Genomic DNA, 15,736 nt, shown 5'->3' with positions numbered 1-15,736 from the left:
TGGTCGGCCACCTCCTCTCTGCTGCCGGACTTGAACGCGCTGTTGCCGGAGAGGTTGCGGAGCAGGATTTTCCGCTCGTCTTTGAACTCGGCCCCGATAAAGCCCAGCCGGAGCAGGAAGCACCGGAAGGCGTACTTGTCGTTGTCGGTGGCCTTTTCCTTGGCGGTGATGCGTTTCTGGCTCCGGGCCATATCGCAGAGGGCGGCGATCAGGTGGGTGTAGGTCTTGACCTCATCAGCATCGAGGTCCCGGCCCTCGAACCAGGGGAAGGAGACCGTGTCGGGGCTGACCTCCACCGGGAGGGTCTCCACACCCAGGGCCTTGCGGATGAGCCGTCCCTTGGCGGCGAGGAGGCTGGTGAGGTTGTCCAGTGCCTCGGAGGGCAGGCTGGCGGCGGGGAGGGTGACTGTCAGGCCGAAGCCGTGGGGCTGGGTGATGCCCTCCTCGGCGGGAGCGGACTCCGGCTCGGTGCCGGCCTGGGCCTCGTCCGGCTGGGCGGCATCCCCGCCGCTGTTGGCCTCCGCCTCGGTGGTGTCGGCCTTGGCGATGGTGTCCTCGGTGTGGAAGCCCTGGCCCTCCAGCTCCGCCATCAGCGCGTCGATGTCGCTGTTGTAGCCCCGATCCTCAAAGCTGACCGCGCCATCCTTGCTGACGGTGAGGTAGCCAATCTGGTAGGCGAAGGTCGGCGCGCCCAGGTACTTCTTGTCCGTACCCATAAAGCCGGAAATGTAGTCGGCGAGGCGCTTGCGCTCGGTGCCGGTCACGTTGTAGTTGATTGTCATGGTGGAAACCCCCTTGTTTTATTGTAGTCCCATATTCGCTCTACTGGCCCGGAATAGCAAGTTGTTTCCCACCATAACTGTGACAAATTACTCTGTGCCAAATTGTGTACTCCACACAATGCCCGCCAGGACAAAGAACACATTCGGCAAGGCAACCCCGTTCCCCCACATTTTATATTCAGCGGAATCGGAGTGGGGGGCCTTCAGCCACTTGACGATCTGGTTCCGGCTCTTGGGCCGCGGGGAGCCGCTGACCAGCTTTCGGTGTGTTTCCCAGATGGCAGACCAGGACTCGATGTCGGCCTCGGTCGGCTCCGGCGTTTCCAAGCCAGCACACCACCAATCCGGGAACCCTTGCAACCTGGCGCATTCGGTCGGGGTAAGCCTTCTCACATAGTAGCCGCTGTTGACAAAGGTAGGGTCTTTGTAGTCCCGTGCGTTCAGAGTGGGGGCCTTCTCCTTGTCTATCTGAGTGAAGGTGCAAGGAGTCATGGCGTAGGTTGGCCCTCCCACCACGGCGATGCCGCCCTGGTTGCAGGCCGGATTGCCGCCGCCCTGGTCGAGTGTCCGGGAGGTGTCTGCCTCATAGATACCGGCACGGGGGTTTTCCGAAAGCATCCCGGCACTGAAAGCGGCACCGATGCTGAAGGCCCGAACCGCCGCGTCTGCGTCCTGGCAGGGAACAAACACAGTCTGGTCATTGTTGCAAGAGAGGGTGGCGGATTTGTCCTCTTGGATGAGTGCGCCCTTGCCGCCGCCCTCGCAGCCGGAGCGAATCTTCAGCGTCTTGGGGGTGGGGGCCTCGCCGACCACGAAGGGCTGGTTGTTGCCCCCGGCGCCGTAGGTGGCGGACACAGTCGGTGCCGTGTTCAGAGGCCCCACATACCGGGTGTCCTGGCTGTGGTTTTCAAAGACCACACCATTCTGTTCCACGATGCAGGGTGGATGTCCATGCTCCTGGGCGCGGAGGGTAGCGGTCACCCCCTGGGAAATGTCCATCCGACTGCCGCCTTGGTCGTTCAAGCAGATGCCGCCTGCCGCTCCAGAGCCAGCCGGAGAACCTCTGGCAGCTCTTTGCCACGAGCGGAAGCCCTCCGCAGAATACCCCGACAAGCCTTCGGACTCAAATAGTACCCTTCCGGCACCACGGGCTGCAAAATCTGCGACAAGGTAGACCCTGCGTCTTCGCTGGGGGACTCCCCAATGTTGCGCATCAAAAGTGCGGTACGCAACGCTCCATCGCTCTCCCATGTAAATGTCGGCGTAGGGCCAGCGGTCTTTCTCAGGCATAGGCACCTCGGCCCCCGGCTCGCTGATGCCGATGACCGCTTCGAGGACCGCTTTGAAATCGAAGCCCCGGTTTGAACTGAATGCACCGACAACATTCTCCCAGCATATCCATCGCGGGTATCTCCCATTGGTGGCACACCTCATTTCCTGGATGATTCGGATGGCCTGATAGAACAGCGAGGACTGAGCGCCATCCAGCCCAGCCCTTTTCCCGGCGATGCTCATGTCGGTGCAGGGGGAGCCGAAGGTGATGATGTCCACTGGCTCGATCTTCCCGCCATCCATCCGGGAAATGTCGCCGTAGTGTTTCATAGTGGGGAACCGCCTGGTGGTCACCCGGATGGGGAACGGCTCGATCTCCGAAGCCCAGACTGGAGTGACGCCAGCCAGCAGCCCGCCCAAGGGAAATCCCCCGGAGCCGTCAAACAGGCTGCCGAGGGTGAGTGGGTTTTTCTGTTCCATCCAACTCCACCAGCCTTTCCCGCAGGGCAGAATAAAACGCCTTGGTCCCGAGGCGGTTCCCGGCCTTCAGCCATTCGTCCTCGAAATCAAAGCGTTGTTCCAGTTGTAAAACAGTGTAGTCCGATTTGAAGGAGCGCCAGGTCATGGCGTCCCACCGCTTGAGCTGCTCCCACAGGTCGGGAAAATCCCGGTACAGCACACGGCAATCCGCCAGAGATTGGAGCGGGCAGCACCAGCAGGACACGCGATGGAACTTCTCGTAAAGCCCGCCCCAATCGTAGCCGCGCTCCTTACAGTAGGCGAGGCAGTCGGCCTCCGTCATGCCCCATTCCACCAGTGGGAGCCGCGCCCCATCCTTCTGGTTGCACTTTCGGTTGATGCGGTGGGTCTCATCGGCGGCGATGCCGATGTACTCCAGCACCTCGTATTCCTCTCGGAGCCGCTGGAGGTACTGCTCCCTGGGGCGGTTTTTGAGGACTTCGGTACACCAGCGCAGCTTTGGACCGGCCCAGCTATAACCGTCACGATCCGTCCCGTATTTCATAGCATTGCGCGACCTGGGTTTTCGATTGATGGGCTTATGCGCAAACAGATACTCGAAATCGTCCGGGCATCTGACTGTGGTAATCTCCCTGCCGATGTTCCGCTCTACCTTCCGAATGTGGTCGTAGAGGGCAGGAAATTCAAGCCCCGTATCGCAGAAAAGGATAACATCAACCGGCACACCTTCCTCCAGCAGCCGGAGGAGCATAGCGGTCGAGTCCTTCCCGCCAGAAAAACTACAGACCCGGAAAATCGGTTTTTCCATCTGCGTACCCCCTCAGAACAGCGGGATTTCCTCACCCACCAGCTCATCGTAGGTGTAGGTGGCACCGTTCCGCAACACCGATACCCCATCGGAGGAGCCGACCTGCTCGATGTACCGTTTGACGATAACATCCATGAACTTCTCGTCCAATTCCACCCCATAGCAGATGCGCCCGGTTTCCTGGCAGGCGATCAGCGTGGAGCCGGAGCCAAGGAAGGGGTCGAGGACGATGCAGTTGGTCATGGTGGAGTTTTTGATGGGGTAGGCCATCAGAGCAATGGGTTTCATGGTGGGATGGTCCTTGCTGGACTTGGGCCTGTCGTATTCCCAGATGGTTGTCTGTTTGCGATCTGAATGCCATTGGTGAGACCCGCCCTTTTTCCAGCCGAACAGACACGGCTCGTGCTGCCATTGGTAAGGGGAGCGGCCCAGAACCAGGGCGTTCTTCTTCCAGATACAGCAGCCGGAAAGGTAGAACCCGGCATCGGCGAAGGCTCGCCGGAAGGTCAGCCCTTGGGTGTCGGCGTGGAACACATAGATGGAGGCATCCTTCTCCATGTTCTGCTCCATGTTCACGAAGGCACAGAACAGGAAGTTGTAGAAGTCGGCATCCGGCATATTGTCGTTTTTGATCTTGCCAGCCGTTTCCTCCACATTCACGTTGTAGGGCGGGTCCGTCAGAACGAGGTTAGTCCGTTTGCCCTCCATGAGCAGCTTGAAAGTCTCCGGGAGGGTGGAGTCGCCGCAGAGAACGCGGTGACGGCCCAGCGTCCAGATGTCCCCGGTCTTGGAGAAGGGCGGATTCTTCAGCTCCTCCACCACATCGAAGTTGTCCTCCTCGATGTCCTTGTTGTGGAGCTTGGAGAAAATCTGGTCGATCTCCGGGGCCTCGAAGCCGGTGAGGTCGAGGTCAAACTGTGCGTCCTGCAAATCCACCAGCAGGTCGGCGAGGAGCTGCTCGTTCCACTCGCCGGAGATTTTGTTGAGGGCGATGTTCAGTGCCTTGACCTTGGCCTCGTCCTCGATGTGGAGGACAACGCACTGCGCCTCGGTATAACCGAGGTCCTTCAAAACGGTCAGCCGCTGGTGGCCCCCGATGACCGTCATGTCGTAGTTGACGATGATCGGCTCCACATAGCCGAACTCCTGGATGGAGTTTTTGATTTTCTGATACTCCTTATCGCTGGGTTTGAGTGCCTTCCGAGGGTTGTAGGCCGCGGGGCGCAGTTGACCGAGCGGGAGCGTTTGCCATTGCATTTCACTCATGACGAATCCTCCTGACGCAGCCGGGGAGAAGCATACGGCTCCCGACCTTCCTCCGCTCTCCAGAAGCGGTCGTGGATGTAGCACTCATGGCTGCAATATTTTCTGGTCTGGTTTCCGTAGGACTGAAAGGGCTGTCCGCAGTAGGCGCAGGTGCCGTGGTAGGTGGCCTCGGCACTGTGTGCGCTCTGCTCCGGGTGAGCTGCCCACCAGTGCCGTCTGCATTGATCTGAGCAGAACCGCCGCCGCCTGCCGGTGCGCGGCTGCTCCAGCGGCCTGCCGCAACCAGCGCAGGCGAGGCCCTTCTCGATCTGCTCCTTCATGTTCATAGTGAACACAGCAGCCAGCCCGTCAAGGCCGTGGCTCTTGCAGTAGTTGCGCACGATGTCGCGGGAAAGCCCGGTAGCAGAGGCGATGGCCTTATAGCCCGCGCCCCGCATCCGCAGCCCGCGAATCTGACTCTCCTGATATTCCGTCATGGCTGTGGTATCCTTTCTTGGCGCAAGAAAAATGCCGCCGGGGAGAGGTAAAACTTCATCCCAAGCGGCAGTATTGGTGAACTTTTTCGCAAAACGGGGGTCTGCCCATTTTGCGAAAACCTATGGTGCGGAGGGGCTTGGCCCACTCCGGCCCCAGCTCCGGGGGTGTCCCCCCTGGCGAATTTTGCGAAAAAACACAAAAGAGGGCGCCCCGGTCAGCAGGGGGAGGGCCGTAGAGATTTGGACCACCCCTGGGGGCCGCGGCTCAGTACCGAAACTCCTGGTAGCGATCTTCCGTCATAGTCTTTTGGTCGTGGCATCGCTTGCACAGCGGCTGCCAGTTGTCAGTGTCCCAGAACAGTTCGGGGTCACCGCGGTGGGGAATGATGTGGTCGACCACAGTGGCCTTGACCAGTTGGCCCTTCGCTTGGCACCTGGCACACAAGGGGTGCGCATGGAGGAAAGCTGTGCGGGCCTTCTGCCAGCGGCGACCGTATCCCTTCTCGGTGGTGGTCTTGGTGTCGTGCGCGTGGAGCGGTCGATGCTCCTCGCAGTACGCCTCACCGTAGGGGACCAGCCGACCACAGCCGGGGTGCTTGCATGGGGTGTTGGGTCGGCGCGGCATGGTCAGCCACCGCCGCCCGTGTTCTGACGTTTCATAAACACACGCTCCTTTCCTATGTACGGACACGGGGAAAGGATGTAAGCCGCGTCCGGCAAAGGAAAAGGACCCAGGAGGCGGTCGCCTCCGGGTCCCTACAGTCTTTGCGATTTTAATCATAGCACATGGAAAATGAAAAGTCAGTATGCACTTAGTATGCGGTCACACCTCTGGAAGGAAGCGGCGGAGCCAGTTCTCCTCATTGTAGCTATCAATGCTATCGAGCAGTTTGGCCAGATAGGGCTTCGCCTCCTCCTCAACGGGGTACCAGACCATCGATTGCCCAAAACCATACGCTCGTGTATAACGCGCCGAAGGGATCGACCACTTGGCCCGGTTGCGCTCACCTTCCGGGAGAAGCACGCAGTCCGAGGCTTTTGCCCGAATATTAAAACACCGCTCCTCTTCCGTACCATCTTCATACTCAACAATAAAGCCTTGCAGGTCACGCCAGACCGTAGCGTGTTTGTACCAGCCAACAACGGTGATATCTTTCTGCTGCCGGGTGGCGCACCAGACCACAAGGACATCCTCCACAAAAGGCTCGTCCTTCAAAGCGGCGCAGCCCTCGATGTTTTCGATATGGAACGTGTTCCTCCGGCCCTTGTTAGATTTCGGCTCCACAAAGCCCAGGCATTCTTCTTCTGACTCACCTTCCATGAGCCAGGGAAGGAAATTGAACTCTTCGTGCCCATATCCATGCTCTTGGACGTATTTGCCTCCATTCAGAGGCACATCGGCATCGCAGTGGCCCTTGTAATACTTCATGCAGGAAATTTTACAGAATAGCATCCTCATGTTGCGCACCCTCTCTTTCTGTCATTTGACCTTGATTGCCAAGGACACATCCCCGGCTTCATTGATTACAAGCTGGAGCGTTTTGATGTATTTGTCATAGAATTGCTTTCTTTCCGAGGAGGGCATCGTGATCCGGGTGACCCGGAGCGCATCGTCCAGCATGGCGTTGACATTCAACTTCACAGCTTGTTCCATGTAGATGCGCATCTCCCGGAACAGGGCGTTCATCTTCAGTTCTTCCGAATCGCCGGAATAGAAGTCATCCAAGTAGCAGTAGAAAATCCCGGAATCCGTCAATGCCGCTTTCATGTCGGGACCACACTTTTCCCGTTCGATCATAACCAGGAACCGCGCCCTCGGCAGCGAGGATATAAGGCCCCAATAGTCGGAATCGCTGGAAACGATAATGAAGGAGTCGATTTTATTCTCGTAGTGCTCCTGACAGGCCCTCGCCGTCAGCCTGATATCCACCAGCGACTTATTCTGCTTGATCCGCTCGATAGTGATGTGTTCCACAGGAATACTGGTGAACTTCTCCAGGATGCTCCAAGCTGATGCGGTGTGGACATCATCAAAGAGGATTATGGTCTTGATTTTATCCAGATATTCACGGTTCAGCCGCCGAAGGGTGGCACTCAGTTTGTAGGGGTCGGAATTCTCGCAATCGACCACTACGACCACCTGTTCGCTATCGGCAATGTAGTCGTAGATGTTTCCCTTGACGTAGCTACCGGCATCGGACACCTTGCTGTACTCGGTAAACTCATCATTATGCCACTGATAGAGGAGGGTCACGAACTTTTTGTCATTATACAGAATGTTCCCTTCATCTTGGGGAATCCAGTTTATATACATCTGATATGGGTAAAATGAGAGGCTCTCATAATACACCACTGCGGCATCCTTGGTATCCTTCTCGCTCAGACCGTTCGGCATGATGAAAAGATCACGCACATACTGCCAATCCAGCCAAAGCGGGAAAAGATGTTTGCAATTGTTGATGCGGTCTGAAATAATGCGGTTGATCTCCACAATGTGGCCGGAGAGCATCGTGCTTGATTTTTTAATGAAGTTGATGCCGTCTGCCGTCAATTCGTTTATGGCAGAGGCTGACACATATTCCGGCAGAGAAATGATCGATTTCAAATCCATCCGCATTTTGTCATTTATTTTTTTAAAGTTTCGCTCGATGTCAGTTCGGACGATACATAAATTTCTGATAATTCTGGCGTTTTTATCCTGCGCCAGCTTTTGATAGACAGCCATTTGCGGCGACTCGTGTTCATTCTCAAATATCCGAAATGGAACACCTATTAGGTATGCGACTTTTGACACGATCTCATATGTACTGTCTTTGTACTGAATTTTTTCTGTAGGTGGATGCGTCTGTTCAAATACTGCTGCTTCCATGATGATACCTCCTGCTTTATTTGCAAAAGCCCGTAGCAGCGAGGCTTTTGCCGGAACCAGTATACCATAGGCTTGGCCCTGTCAGCAAGTTAATAAACTTTGTCCACAGCCCCGATCTGGATTTGGAGAGCCTTGGTGACCCTCGCCATGATGCCGTGATCCTTGATGTGGCCCCGGCGCTCCACCAGCTTGCTTTTGTCCATAGAGGTCACCTGCTCCGCCAGGGCCACGCTGGGCTGGGTGAGGCCGTGCCGCTTGGAGCAGGGGATCAGCACATGGGTCGGCAGCGACCGCTTCTTCCGAAGCTGGCCAGTCAGCGGCACCACAGTCACCACGGGGGAGTGGGCGTTCGCCACATCGTTGCTCACTACCAAAACCGGGCGCACACCGCACTGCAAGGAGCTGCTGGTGTCGCATCCGCAGTTCACAAAGTAAATGTCCCCTCTTTTACACATTTCTGCTGCCTCCTATCGCAGTATGTAGTCCGCCATCTCCTTGTCATGGGCGGCGTAGAGTGCATCCAACTCGCAGATGGCCTTTTTTCGATATTTTCCGATGGTGGCCCGGCACACATGGTGCTTTGCCTCCACAGCATCCCAGGTGAGCCGCTCCACGGTCAAATCCCACATCAACGGAGCCAGCTCCGGGGATATGGCCCGAATCGCCGAATGGAAAAAGTCTATCTCCTCCTCCAAGGCCAGCAGCTTGACGGTCAGGTGGTCGATCCAATCCCGGTTGATGCGGTGGACCCGGTCACGGAAGGAAATGGCGATGGAGGCCGTTTTATCCGTGATGTTGCTGGTCTGAACGCGCTCCCCCTCCGGGGAGGAGAAGGTCATGGAGTCAATGACCTCCTCCTCGGTGATCCCTTGAAAGTTGGCGAGTTGGTGCCGAAGGCAGTCCCGCTCCATGACCATGCTGGGGTACTCTTTGATCATCCTTTCCACTCGTTCACTCATGTGACACCTCCAATCCGGGCCTTGACCGCAGCAATCAGAGCGGTCTGGCTCATGTCCTTTTTCTCCAGCGCATTCATGATGTCCTCGTCATGGGTCCCCGCCGCCACGATGTGCTGGATGACCACCGTGTGTTTCTGGCCCTGCCGCCAGAGCCGTGCGTTTAGCTGCTGGTAGAGCTCCAACGACCAGGTGAGGCCAAACCATACGATGGTGGACCCGCCGTCCTGGAGGTTGAGGCCGTGCCCGGCAGAGGCGGGATGGATGAGGGCGACAGGGATTTTACCCTCATTCCAATCGGCGATGTCCTTCGGGGTGTCGATGGTGCGGACCTCGAACCGCTGGCGGATGCGCTCCAAGTCGTGCTTGTACCAATATGCCACCAGGAGCGGCTTGCCGTTTGCCGCCTCGATGATGTCCTCCAAGGCATCCAGCTTTCGGTCGTGGATATGGTGGACTTTTCGGTTCTCGCCATAGACCGCGCCGTTCGCCATCTGCACCAGCTTGCCGGAGAGGGCGGCGGCGTTCACGGCATCCAGGTCGCCGTCCTTCAGATCGAGGACCATATCCCGCTCGAACCCCTCATACAGCTTCTGTTCCTTGGCATTCATCTGAACCTCGACCCTGCTGGCGACCAGCTCCGGCATATCCAAGTAGTCGGCGGCTTTCATAGAGATGCAGATGTCGGAGATCAACTCGTAGATCTTCTCCTCTGCGCCCTCCTTGGGCTTGTAGCTGTAGATGACCTCCCGATTGCGCTTGTCCGGCAGGAAGAACCGCTCCCGGTATCCACCTACGAACCGGCCCAGCCGCTGGCCCATGTCCAAAAGGTACATCTGGGGCCACAGGTCGAGGAGGCCGTTGGGCTGCGGGGTCCCGGTCAGGCCGATGACCCGGTTGATACGGGGCCGCACCCTTTTCAAAGCCCGGAACCGCTGCGCCTTGCTGCTCTTGAAGGAGGACAGCTCGTCAATGACCAGTGTGTCGAAATCCCAGCGGTAGTTGTCAACCAGCCAGGTGACATTCTCCCGGTTGATGATGTAAATCTTCGCCCTGCGCTGTAGGGCGGCGCGGCGGTCCTTCTCGCTGCCCAGCACCAGCGACCAGGTGAGGCCGTCCAGATGCTCCCACTTTTTCAGCTCGGTGGGCCAGGTGTTCTCCGCCACTCGCTTGGGGGCCACCACCAGCACCTTGCCCACATCGAAGCTGTCCAGGAGCAGAGACCAGAGGGCGGTCAGCGTGATGACGCTCTTGCCCAGGCCCATATCGAGGATCAGGCCGCAGGCCGGATGCTCCAGCACGAAGTTCGTGGCGAAGGTCTGATAATCATAAGGCTTGTACTTCATCCATAATCTCTCCAATCTGCTCTTTGCTGTCCAGGACGTACACCTGGAAGCCCAGAGCGGTAAGCTGCTCGATGCGTCTGCGCTGGATGGGCCGGGGCTTTTCCCCAGGAGCCTTGACCTCCACGAAGGCCAATTTACCACCAGGGAACAGCAGGAGGCGGTCGGGCACCCCATCCAAACCGGGTGACACGAATTTGGGTGCCAGCCCCCCACGCTTAACTGCCTCGGTGACGAGCTTTCGCTCGATGGCACTTTCCTTCACTGTTTCCGGCCTCCTGTTTCTATCTGTGTTTCTTAGCTCCAAAACCCCTATACGCGCATATAGGCGTGTTTCCGCTACTTCTTTTTATCTATTTCAATACTCCATAAGGAAAGATAGAAACACAGAAACAAGGAGCCGAAAACCCCTGTGGATACTGACTTTCTCCCTGTTTCTGTGTTTGTTTCTACCGTGATACTGGAAACAGTAGAAACGCAATCTATCCCCGCACGAAGGTCTTCTGCGTCCCGTACAGAGGGAACCGGGTCTTGCCGAACTTGTTCTCAGTGGTGATGGCCCAGCCGCCGATCTTCTGGAGGATGCCCTCGATCTCGTAGGAGTCCGTCCGCTTGATGTTCTCGCGTTCCTTGCCGAAGCACTCACACCAAATCTCCATGCAGCACACCCGCTCCCGGCGCACAGTGCCGGTGGCGGCAGAGCCGGAGAACTCACCTCCGCCCAGGTAGCTCCTGCGCTGGTAGAGGTCCATGCTGGCCCAATTCTCCGGGAGAAGGCATTCCAGATACTGCTCCACCAACCCCTCGCGGTCATCGGTCTCCATGGCATCCTGCTGGGCCTGGTAAGCCTCCTCCGCCACATCGCCCTTGAGGTACAGCTCCTCCCCGGCACGGTACCGCTCCAGAGCCTCGGCCCACACCTGGTCTACCTCCGCCAGCTCCCACGGATGCTTGGCCCCAAGGCCAGTGACATTGACGGGCCAGAAGCGGCGGTTGCCGGTCACATCCCGGAGAAAGCCCCGGTCGGCGTTGCTGGAGCCAACGATGATATTGGTGCGCGGATGGCTCTCCACCACGGTGCCGTATGCCTGCCGGAACTTATCATCCGACCGGCTGAGAAAGGACTTGACCGTTTCCACGTCCACCTTCTTGATGCCGTTCATCTCAGCAATCTCCAGAATCCAGTAGCCCTGGAGCTTCTCGGCGGCGGTCTTGTCCCGCATATCGGCAATGGAGAGGGAGTCGGAGAACCACTCCCGGCCCAGCAGGGCGTAGAAGGTGGACTTGCCCATTCCCTGGGGGCCGTTGAGGACGAGCATGGAGTCGAACTTGATCCCCGGCTCATAAATCCTCGCTACCGCCGCACACAGAGTTTTCCTGGTCACCGCCCGGACGTAGGCCGTGTCCTCGGCACCCATGTACTCTACCAGCAGGGTGTCCAGCCGCTCGGTCCCGTCCCAGGTCAGGCCGTTCAGATATTCCTTTACCGGGTGGTAGAGCCGCTCGGCGGACACCACCGCCAGCAGAGCGTCCTTGAACTTAGAGGGCGACCACACGCCATAGACCCGCTCGAAGTACAGCTTGGCGTTGGCGAGGTCGGCGTCATTCCATCCGGGACGCACCTGCTTCCAGGGCAGCGGCCCGATCACATCCACCATGCCCTTGAACTCGTTGTAGACGATATTCTGGAGGTTGGGATCGTTGCGGACGATGGCGGCGATGTTGGTGAGGGTGTCCTTCACACGGCCTCGCTTGTCCAACTCCAGCTCGGTCTGCCAATCGTCCCCGGTCTGGGCGGAGAACTCGGACTCCGCCACAGCCTGACGCTCCTTGGCAAGCTGGAGCTTCACCTGGGTGTCCTGGACGGCGAAGTCCTGCATGGCCTGGAAGGAGGGCAGCTTGGAGGGGGGATCGTCCGGGTCGGCCTTGCCGTCCAGAGCGCCGAACTTGTGCAGCCGCACCACGTCAAAGGCGTTCAGCAGCCGACCACAGGCCGGGTCGGTGGCATGGTGGCTGTAGGCAAAGCAGTCATCGTAAATGACCACACCGGCATGGGAATCGGCGGGGATGTAGTCGTAGCGCCCCGGCATGGAACTGTGCTTATAGACATCCGGGAGAAAGGTGTCAATGGCGGCGGTGATGGAGTAGGCGCGGCAGAATGCTCCGACCATCCCCGCCTTGGTCAGCGGGTCGGCCTGTTTCTTGATTTCCCGCTGCACGATAATCTGTTGGCGGCGGGACACAGGCCACTCCGCCGTATTGTGCCAGTCGGTGTACTTTGCCAGGATGGTATCCGGGTCGAGCAGGTCGCCATCGATCTCCTTACACACGAACTCGCCGTCCGAGGAGGTGGAGGGCCAGTACATCAGGCGGCTCGGCTCGTAGGTGGTGTCATCGAACTGCTCGATGCCGATCTCCTCCGCCACCTTCCGGGCCACCGCCATGTACTCGTCCGGCCCGACCTCGCGGGACAAGGGGATGATGAGCCGGAGCCGGGGGGCCTCCGGGGTGTGCTTGTGGGTGGAGTAGAAGTAGCAGCGGAAGGAGAAGAACATCTCCACCTGCTCTATGACCTCCGGGGAGGCGTAGTCCATGTCCAGAGACAGGGCCGAGCGGGTCAACACACAGTCCTTCTTCCTGCGGCCCCCCTTCAGAGTGCCGAGGACAAAGCCGCCGATGTCCTTGATGGCATCCTGCTGGGCCTTGGGCATTTTCTTGAACTCCGCCAATGTCTCGGCGGTCACCTTGGTCTGGAAGATGCGGTCGCGGAACTCGTCCAGCTCCATTTCCGACAGCCTCCACTTTTTGTCCATCCGGCTGTTGCCGATAGATACCTTGATTTTCATAGCTGCCTCCCCGCTGTCAGGTCACGGATGTTCCGAGTGAGCTGTGTGTGCTGCCGGGTCAGGGCCTTGAACCGCCGAAGCCGCTCCTGGTACTCCTTCGGGTCACACGGCAGATCGTCCAGGGACCCTTCCATGCTCATGGCCTCCTCCAAGCAGGACTTGGCCTTGTGGACCAGTGCCGCCAGCAGCTCCTTCTGCTGCGCCTCGGAGCAGTAGGCCCGGACGAGCCGGAACAGTTTCTTCGCTTTGGTGGTCGTGCAGGGGAAGAAGGTCTCCATATTGACCTCGATGTAGCCATTGGGATGGTCCACCCGGAAGGACTCAATGTTGCGGATGGCCTCGTAAGCGGTGGGGTCCGCATACCCCTCCGAGTTGTATCTGCTGATACCCATAGTCAGGCCCCCCTTTCGATCAGCGGCAGGATGCCGTCCTCTTTCATCAGGCCGTAGATGAACAGGCGGCCCTTCTGTGTCCAGTAAGTATGCACCTTGGTGTGCGGCTCCCCATCGGTGCCGGAGTAGCTGTGGGTCTTAGTGCTGGTGTAGCCCTTTTCGGCGTACTTCTGGTAAAGAAGCCAGATGTCGCCCTGCTTGAACTGCACACCCTTTTCGTGGAGCCAGCGGTTCATCCAGACCGCCGACTTGCCGTAGTCCTTGGCGATGGCGGAGGTGGAAATGAGGTCCTTGCAGTTCAGCACCAGGTCGTAGTAGCTGGCCTTGGGCTGCAGCTCCGCAATCTGCTGGTTCTGAACAGCAATGGTGCCGGTCAGCTCGGCGTTCTGCTGGGTCAGCATCGCCAAACGGTCATTGGCGAACTGCAAGGCCCGCGCCATGATTGCGTCCGGGCTGTTCCATGCCGCCTCCACCTGGAGGAAATACTGCCGCACCTGCTTACCGATGTCGGTGCGCTGGATCATGCACAGCTCCTTCGCCATGTTGATGGTGAGCTGGTGGTCGGTGCTGGGCCTGCCGCCGGTACTTTCGCTCAAAATTGCGCTAAAGTCCACTCCTTCGGCAAAACCGTACTCGCACATCCGGGGAAACCAGTCTTTGTATGCGGTCCTGATCTGCAAAGCCCGGTGCAATTCCCGACCGCTGACGGTGGGGCGGTCGCCGCCGCTATAGTTGATTTTCACAAGTTCATTCATCTAAAAAACACCTAATCCTTTCGATAAAATTCACATTCGTAACCGTCCGCCCGGAGCGGGAGGCCAACGGCCCAGGCCGGGGCCTCGGACATGATGCGGCAAATCTCATCCACGGAGGACACACCCTCCGGCACCTCCACCACGGCCTCGTCATGGATGTGCATGACGATCTCGAAGCCGGCGTTCCGCAGGCGGAGCATGGCGAGGGCCAACAGGTCGCGTGAGGTAGCCTGTACGATGTTCTCGGTCAGCTTGGGGCCGTAGGTCTCGATGCGTGACCACTTCTTGTTTTCGCCCACACCCTCATAGGTGAGGCTCTCCCGATTGAAACGGTTTGGCATCAGCCGGGGCTTGACATAGGAGAGCCGCCGCCCGGAGGGGAGGGTAATAAACATCATCCCAGAACGGCAGGCGAAACACAGCGAACCGAGCCGCACCTCGGTCTTGGCCCGGAAAGCCTTCATCGCCGCGGCATCCACGTCCCACCAGAATTTCACGATGTGGGGGTTGGCTCCCCGCCACTGATCCACCAGCGGCTGAAGCTCCTCCTCAGCCAGCCCCATGTCCAGTGCGCCCATGGAGGTGAGCGCACCCACGCTGCCGCCGTAGCCGAGGGCCAGTTCCGCGATCTTGCCCTTCTGACGGAGATGTGCGTTCTGGCCATGTTTCTCCACTGGGACGTGGAACATCTTGCTGGCCGAGGCGCAGTAAATATCGCCGCCCTGCTGGAAGGTGTCCAGCCGCCACTGCTCCCCAGAGAACCAGGCCAGCACCCTTGCCTCGATTGCTGCGAAGTCCGCCACGATGAAGCGGAACCCAGGCTTGGGGACGAAGGCGGTGCGGATCAGCTCCGAGAGGACTCCGGGGGTGGAGTCGTAGAGCATCTCCACCTGGTCGAACTCGCCCCGCTTGACCAGGCCCCGGGCCAGGGCCAGGTCGGGAATGTGGTTCTGCGGGAGGTTTTGCACCTGCACCAGCCGCCCGGCCCAGCGGCCTGTGCGGTTGGCACCATAAAACTGGAGCAGCCCGTGAACTCTGCCATCAGAGCAGACTGACCGCTGGATGGCCTCGTACTTCTTCACTGAGGTTTTTCCCAGCAGAAGCCGCAGTTCCAGCATCTGCCGCACCTCGCCAGTGGCCTGGGGGAGAAGGCCCTTGATGGCCTTTTTGTCGAGGCTGTCCACCTCGATCCCCCGCTCCGCCAGCCAGCCCTTCACCTGGGCCAGCGAGTTGGGGTTGGAAAGCCCGGTGAGCTGCTGGGCCTGGGCGGTGGCCCTCGCCTTGAACTCGGCATCACAGCGTACAGCCTGAGCAGCAAGCCGCTGGTCGACCATGATGCCCCTGTCGTTGATCTCCTGGTCTAAACGGTACAGGTCGGGTAAGACCCCGGCATTACTGCCGGAGCCTCCCCTAAGAACCGTACATGAGAGTTTCCCCTCATACGGCTCAAGCCTTTCAAAGCTCCCCTTCGGGAACCGGCTCAAAGGAAAC

Annotated in this window: 16 protein-coding genes; all 16 read right to left on the bottom strand. The window is 58.8% G+C overall.

Annotation, left to right across the window (positions count from 1 at the left end):
- Positions 1-782 (bottom strand): virulence protein (locus tag U8U68_RS20320; RefSeq protein WP_322204070.1); only part of this gene is annotated, 782 nt, incomplete at its 3' end.
- A gap of 87 nt (positions 783-869) precedes the next feature.
- Positions 870-2,534, bottom strand: a complete 1,665-nt coding sequence (locus U8U68_RS20315) for a DNA cytosine methyltransferase (protein WP_322204068.1) — start codon at positions 2,532-2,534, stop codon at positions 870-872.
- Positions 2,494-3,342 (bottom strand): phosphoadenosine phosphosulfate reductase domain-containing protein, encoded by an 849-nt coding sequence (locus U8U68_RS20310; protein ID WP_322204066.1) that lies wholly within the window; start codon positions 3,340-3,342, stop codon positions 2,494-2,496. Before U8U68_RS20310 ends, U8U68_RS20315 begins: the two co-directional genes overlap by 41 nt.
- A 12-nt stretch (positions 3,343-3,354) precedes the next feature.
- The gene (locus U8U68_RS20305) at positions 3,355-4,599 is read right to left on the bottom strand and encodes a site-specific DNA-methyltransferase (RefSeq protein ID WP_322204074.1); all 1,245 of its coding nucleotides are present in this window, start codon (positions 4,597-4,599) and stop codon (positions 3,355-3,357) included.
- A 5-nt stretch (positions 4,600-4,604) separates the two neighbouring features.
- Positions 4,605-5,084: an RNA polymerase subunit sigma-70 gene (locus U8U68_RS20300; protein ID WP_322204064.1), complete on the bottom strand. Its 480-nt coding sequence runs from the start codon at positions 5,082-5,084 to the stop codon at positions 4,605-4,607.
- Between the two features lie 265 nt (positions 5,085-5,349).
- Entirely contained in the window at positions 5,350-5,775 is a 426-nt protein-coding gene (locus U8U68_RS20295; protein ID WP_367575868.1) for an HNH endonuclease, read from the bottom strand.
- A gap of 132 nt (positions 5,776-5,907) precedes the next feature.
- The gene (locus tag U8U68_RS20290) at positions 5,908-6,543 is read right to left on the bottom strand and encodes a hypothetical protein (protein WP_322204062.1); all 636 of its coding nucleotides are present in this window, start codon (positions 6,541-6,543) and stop codon (positions 5,908-5,910) included.
- A 21-nt stretch (positions 6,544-6,564) separates the two neighbouring features.
- On the bottom strand, positions 6,565-7,953 hold the full coding sequence (locus tag U8U68_RS20285; protein ID WP_322204060.1) for an NYN domain-containing protein: 1,389 nt from the start codon (positions 7,951-7,953) through the stop codon (positions 6,565-6,567).
- 89 nt (positions 7,954-8,042) lie between these two features.
- Complete coding sequence (locus U8U68_RS20280; protein WP_322204058.1) at positions 8,043-8,408, bottom strand: type II toxin-antitoxin system PemK/MazF family toxin; 366 nt, start codon at positions 8,406-8,408, stop codon at positions 8,043-8,045.
- Positions 8,409-8,420: 12 nt separating this feature from the next.
- A complete protein-coding gene (locus tag U8U68_RS20275; RefSeq protein ID WP_322204056.1) occupies positions 8,421-8,912 on the bottom strand; it encodes a hypothetical protein in 492 nt (163 codons plus the stop codon).
- Positions 8,909-10,255, bottom strand: a complete 1,347-nt coding sequence (locus U8U68_RS20270) for an SNF2-related protein (protein WP_322204054.1) — start codon at positions 10,253-10,255, stop codon at positions 8,909-8,911. The genes U8U68_RS20275 and U8U68_RS20270 overlap by 4 nt, the downstream gene beginning before the upstream one ends.
- Positions 10,236-10,517 (bottom strand): VRR-NUC domain-containing protein, encoded by a 282-nt coding sequence (locus tag U8U68_RS20265; RefSeq protein WP_322204053.1) that lies wholly within the window; start codon positions 10,515-10,517, stop codon positions 10,236-10,238. The genes U8U68_RS20270 and U8U68_RS20265 overlap by 20 nt, the downstream gene beginning before the upstream one ends.
- 217 nt (positions 10,518-10,734) lie before the next feature.
- Positions 10,735-13,098, bottom strand: a complete 2,364-nt coding sequence (locus U8U68_RS20260; RefSeq protein ID WP_322204052.1) for a virulence-associated E family protein — start codon at positions 13,096-13,098, stop codon at positions 10,735-10,737.
- Complete coding sequence (locus U8U68_RS20255; RefSeq protein WP_322204051.1) at positions 13,095-13,490, bottom strand: hypothetical protein; 396 nt, start codon at positions 13,488-13,490, stop codon at positions 13,095-13,097. Before U8U68_RS20255 ends, U8U68_RS20260 begins: the two co-directional genes overlap by 4 nt.
- Positions 13,491-13,492: 2 nt before the next feature.
- A complete protein-coding gene (locus tag U8U68_RS20250) occupies positions 13,493-14,245 on the bottom strand; it encodes a phage antirepressor KilAC domain-containing protein (protein ID WP_322204050.1) in 753 nt (250 codons plus the stop codon).
- Between the two features lie 11 nt (positions 14,246-14,256).
- The coding region (locus U8U68_RS20245; protein WP_322204049.1) for a DNA polymerase at positions 14,257-15,736 on the bottom strand (1,480 nt) is incomplete at its 5' end.

It is taken from the genome of Acutalibacter intestini (genome assembly GCF_034334985.1).
Taxonomy (GTDB): domain Bacteria; phylum Bacillota; class Clostridia; order Oscillospirales; family Acutalibacteraceae; genus Acutalibacter; species Acutalibacter intestini.
Note: the sequence above shows the minus strand (reverse complement) of the source record. Positions and strands in the feature narration are given on the sequence as shown.

What these genes read in the sequence shown, in the direction of transcription:
- U8U68_RS20315 (WP_322204068.1), bottom strand. Translation starts at nt 2,534, where the DNA reads ATGGAACAGAAAAACCCACTCACCCTCGGCAGCCTGTTTGACGGCTCC.
- U8U68_RS20310 (WP_322204066.1), bottom strand. Translation starts at nt 3,342, where the DNA reads ATGGAAAAACCGATTTTCCGGGTCTGTAGTTTTTCTGGCGGGAAGGAC.
- U8U68_RS20305 (WP_322204074.1), bottom strand. Translation starts at nt 4,599, where the DNA reads ATGCAATGGCAAACGCTCCCGCTCGGTCAACTGCGCCCCGCGGCCTAC.
- U8U68_RS20300 (WP_322204064.1), bottom strand. Translation starts at nt 5,084, where the DNA reads ATGACGGAATATCAGGAGAGTCAGATTCGCGGGCTGCGGATGCGGGGC.
- U8U68_RS20290 (WP_322204062.1), bottom strand. Translation starts at nt 6,543, where the DNA reads ATGAGGATGCTATTCTGTAAAATTTCCTGCATGAAGTATTACAAGGGC.
- U8U68_RS20285 (WP_322204060.1), bottom strand. Translation starts at nt 7,953, where the DNA reads ATGGAAGCAGCAGTATTTGAACAGACGCATCCACCTACAGAAAAAATT.
- U8U68_RS20280 (WP_322204058.1), bottom strand. Translation starts at nt 8,408, where the DNA reads ATGTGTAAAAGAGGGGACATTTACTTTGTGAACTGCGGATGCGACACC.
- U8U68_RS20275 (WP_322204056.1), bottom strand. Translation starts at nt 8,912, where the DNA reads ATGAGTGAACGAGTGGAAAGGATGATCAAAGAGTACCCCAGCATGGTC.
- U8U68_RS20270 (WP_322204054.1), bottom strand. Translation starts at nt 10,255, where the DNA reads ATGAAGTACAAGCCTTATGATTATCAGACCTTCGCCACGAACTTCGTG.
- U8U68_RS20260 (WP_322204052.1), bottom strand. Translation starts at nt 13,098, where the DNA reads ATGAAAATCAAGGTATCTATCGGCAACAGCCGGATGGACAAAAAGTGG.
- U8U68_RS20255 (WP_322204051.1), bottom strand. Translation starts at nt 13,490, where the DNA reads ATGGGTATCAGCAGATACAACTCGGAGGGGTATGCGGACCCCACCGCT.
- U8U68_RS20250 (WP_322204050.1), bottom strand. Translation starts at nt 14,245, where the DNA reads ATGAATGAACTTGTGAAAATCAACTATAGCGGCGGCGACCGCCCCACC.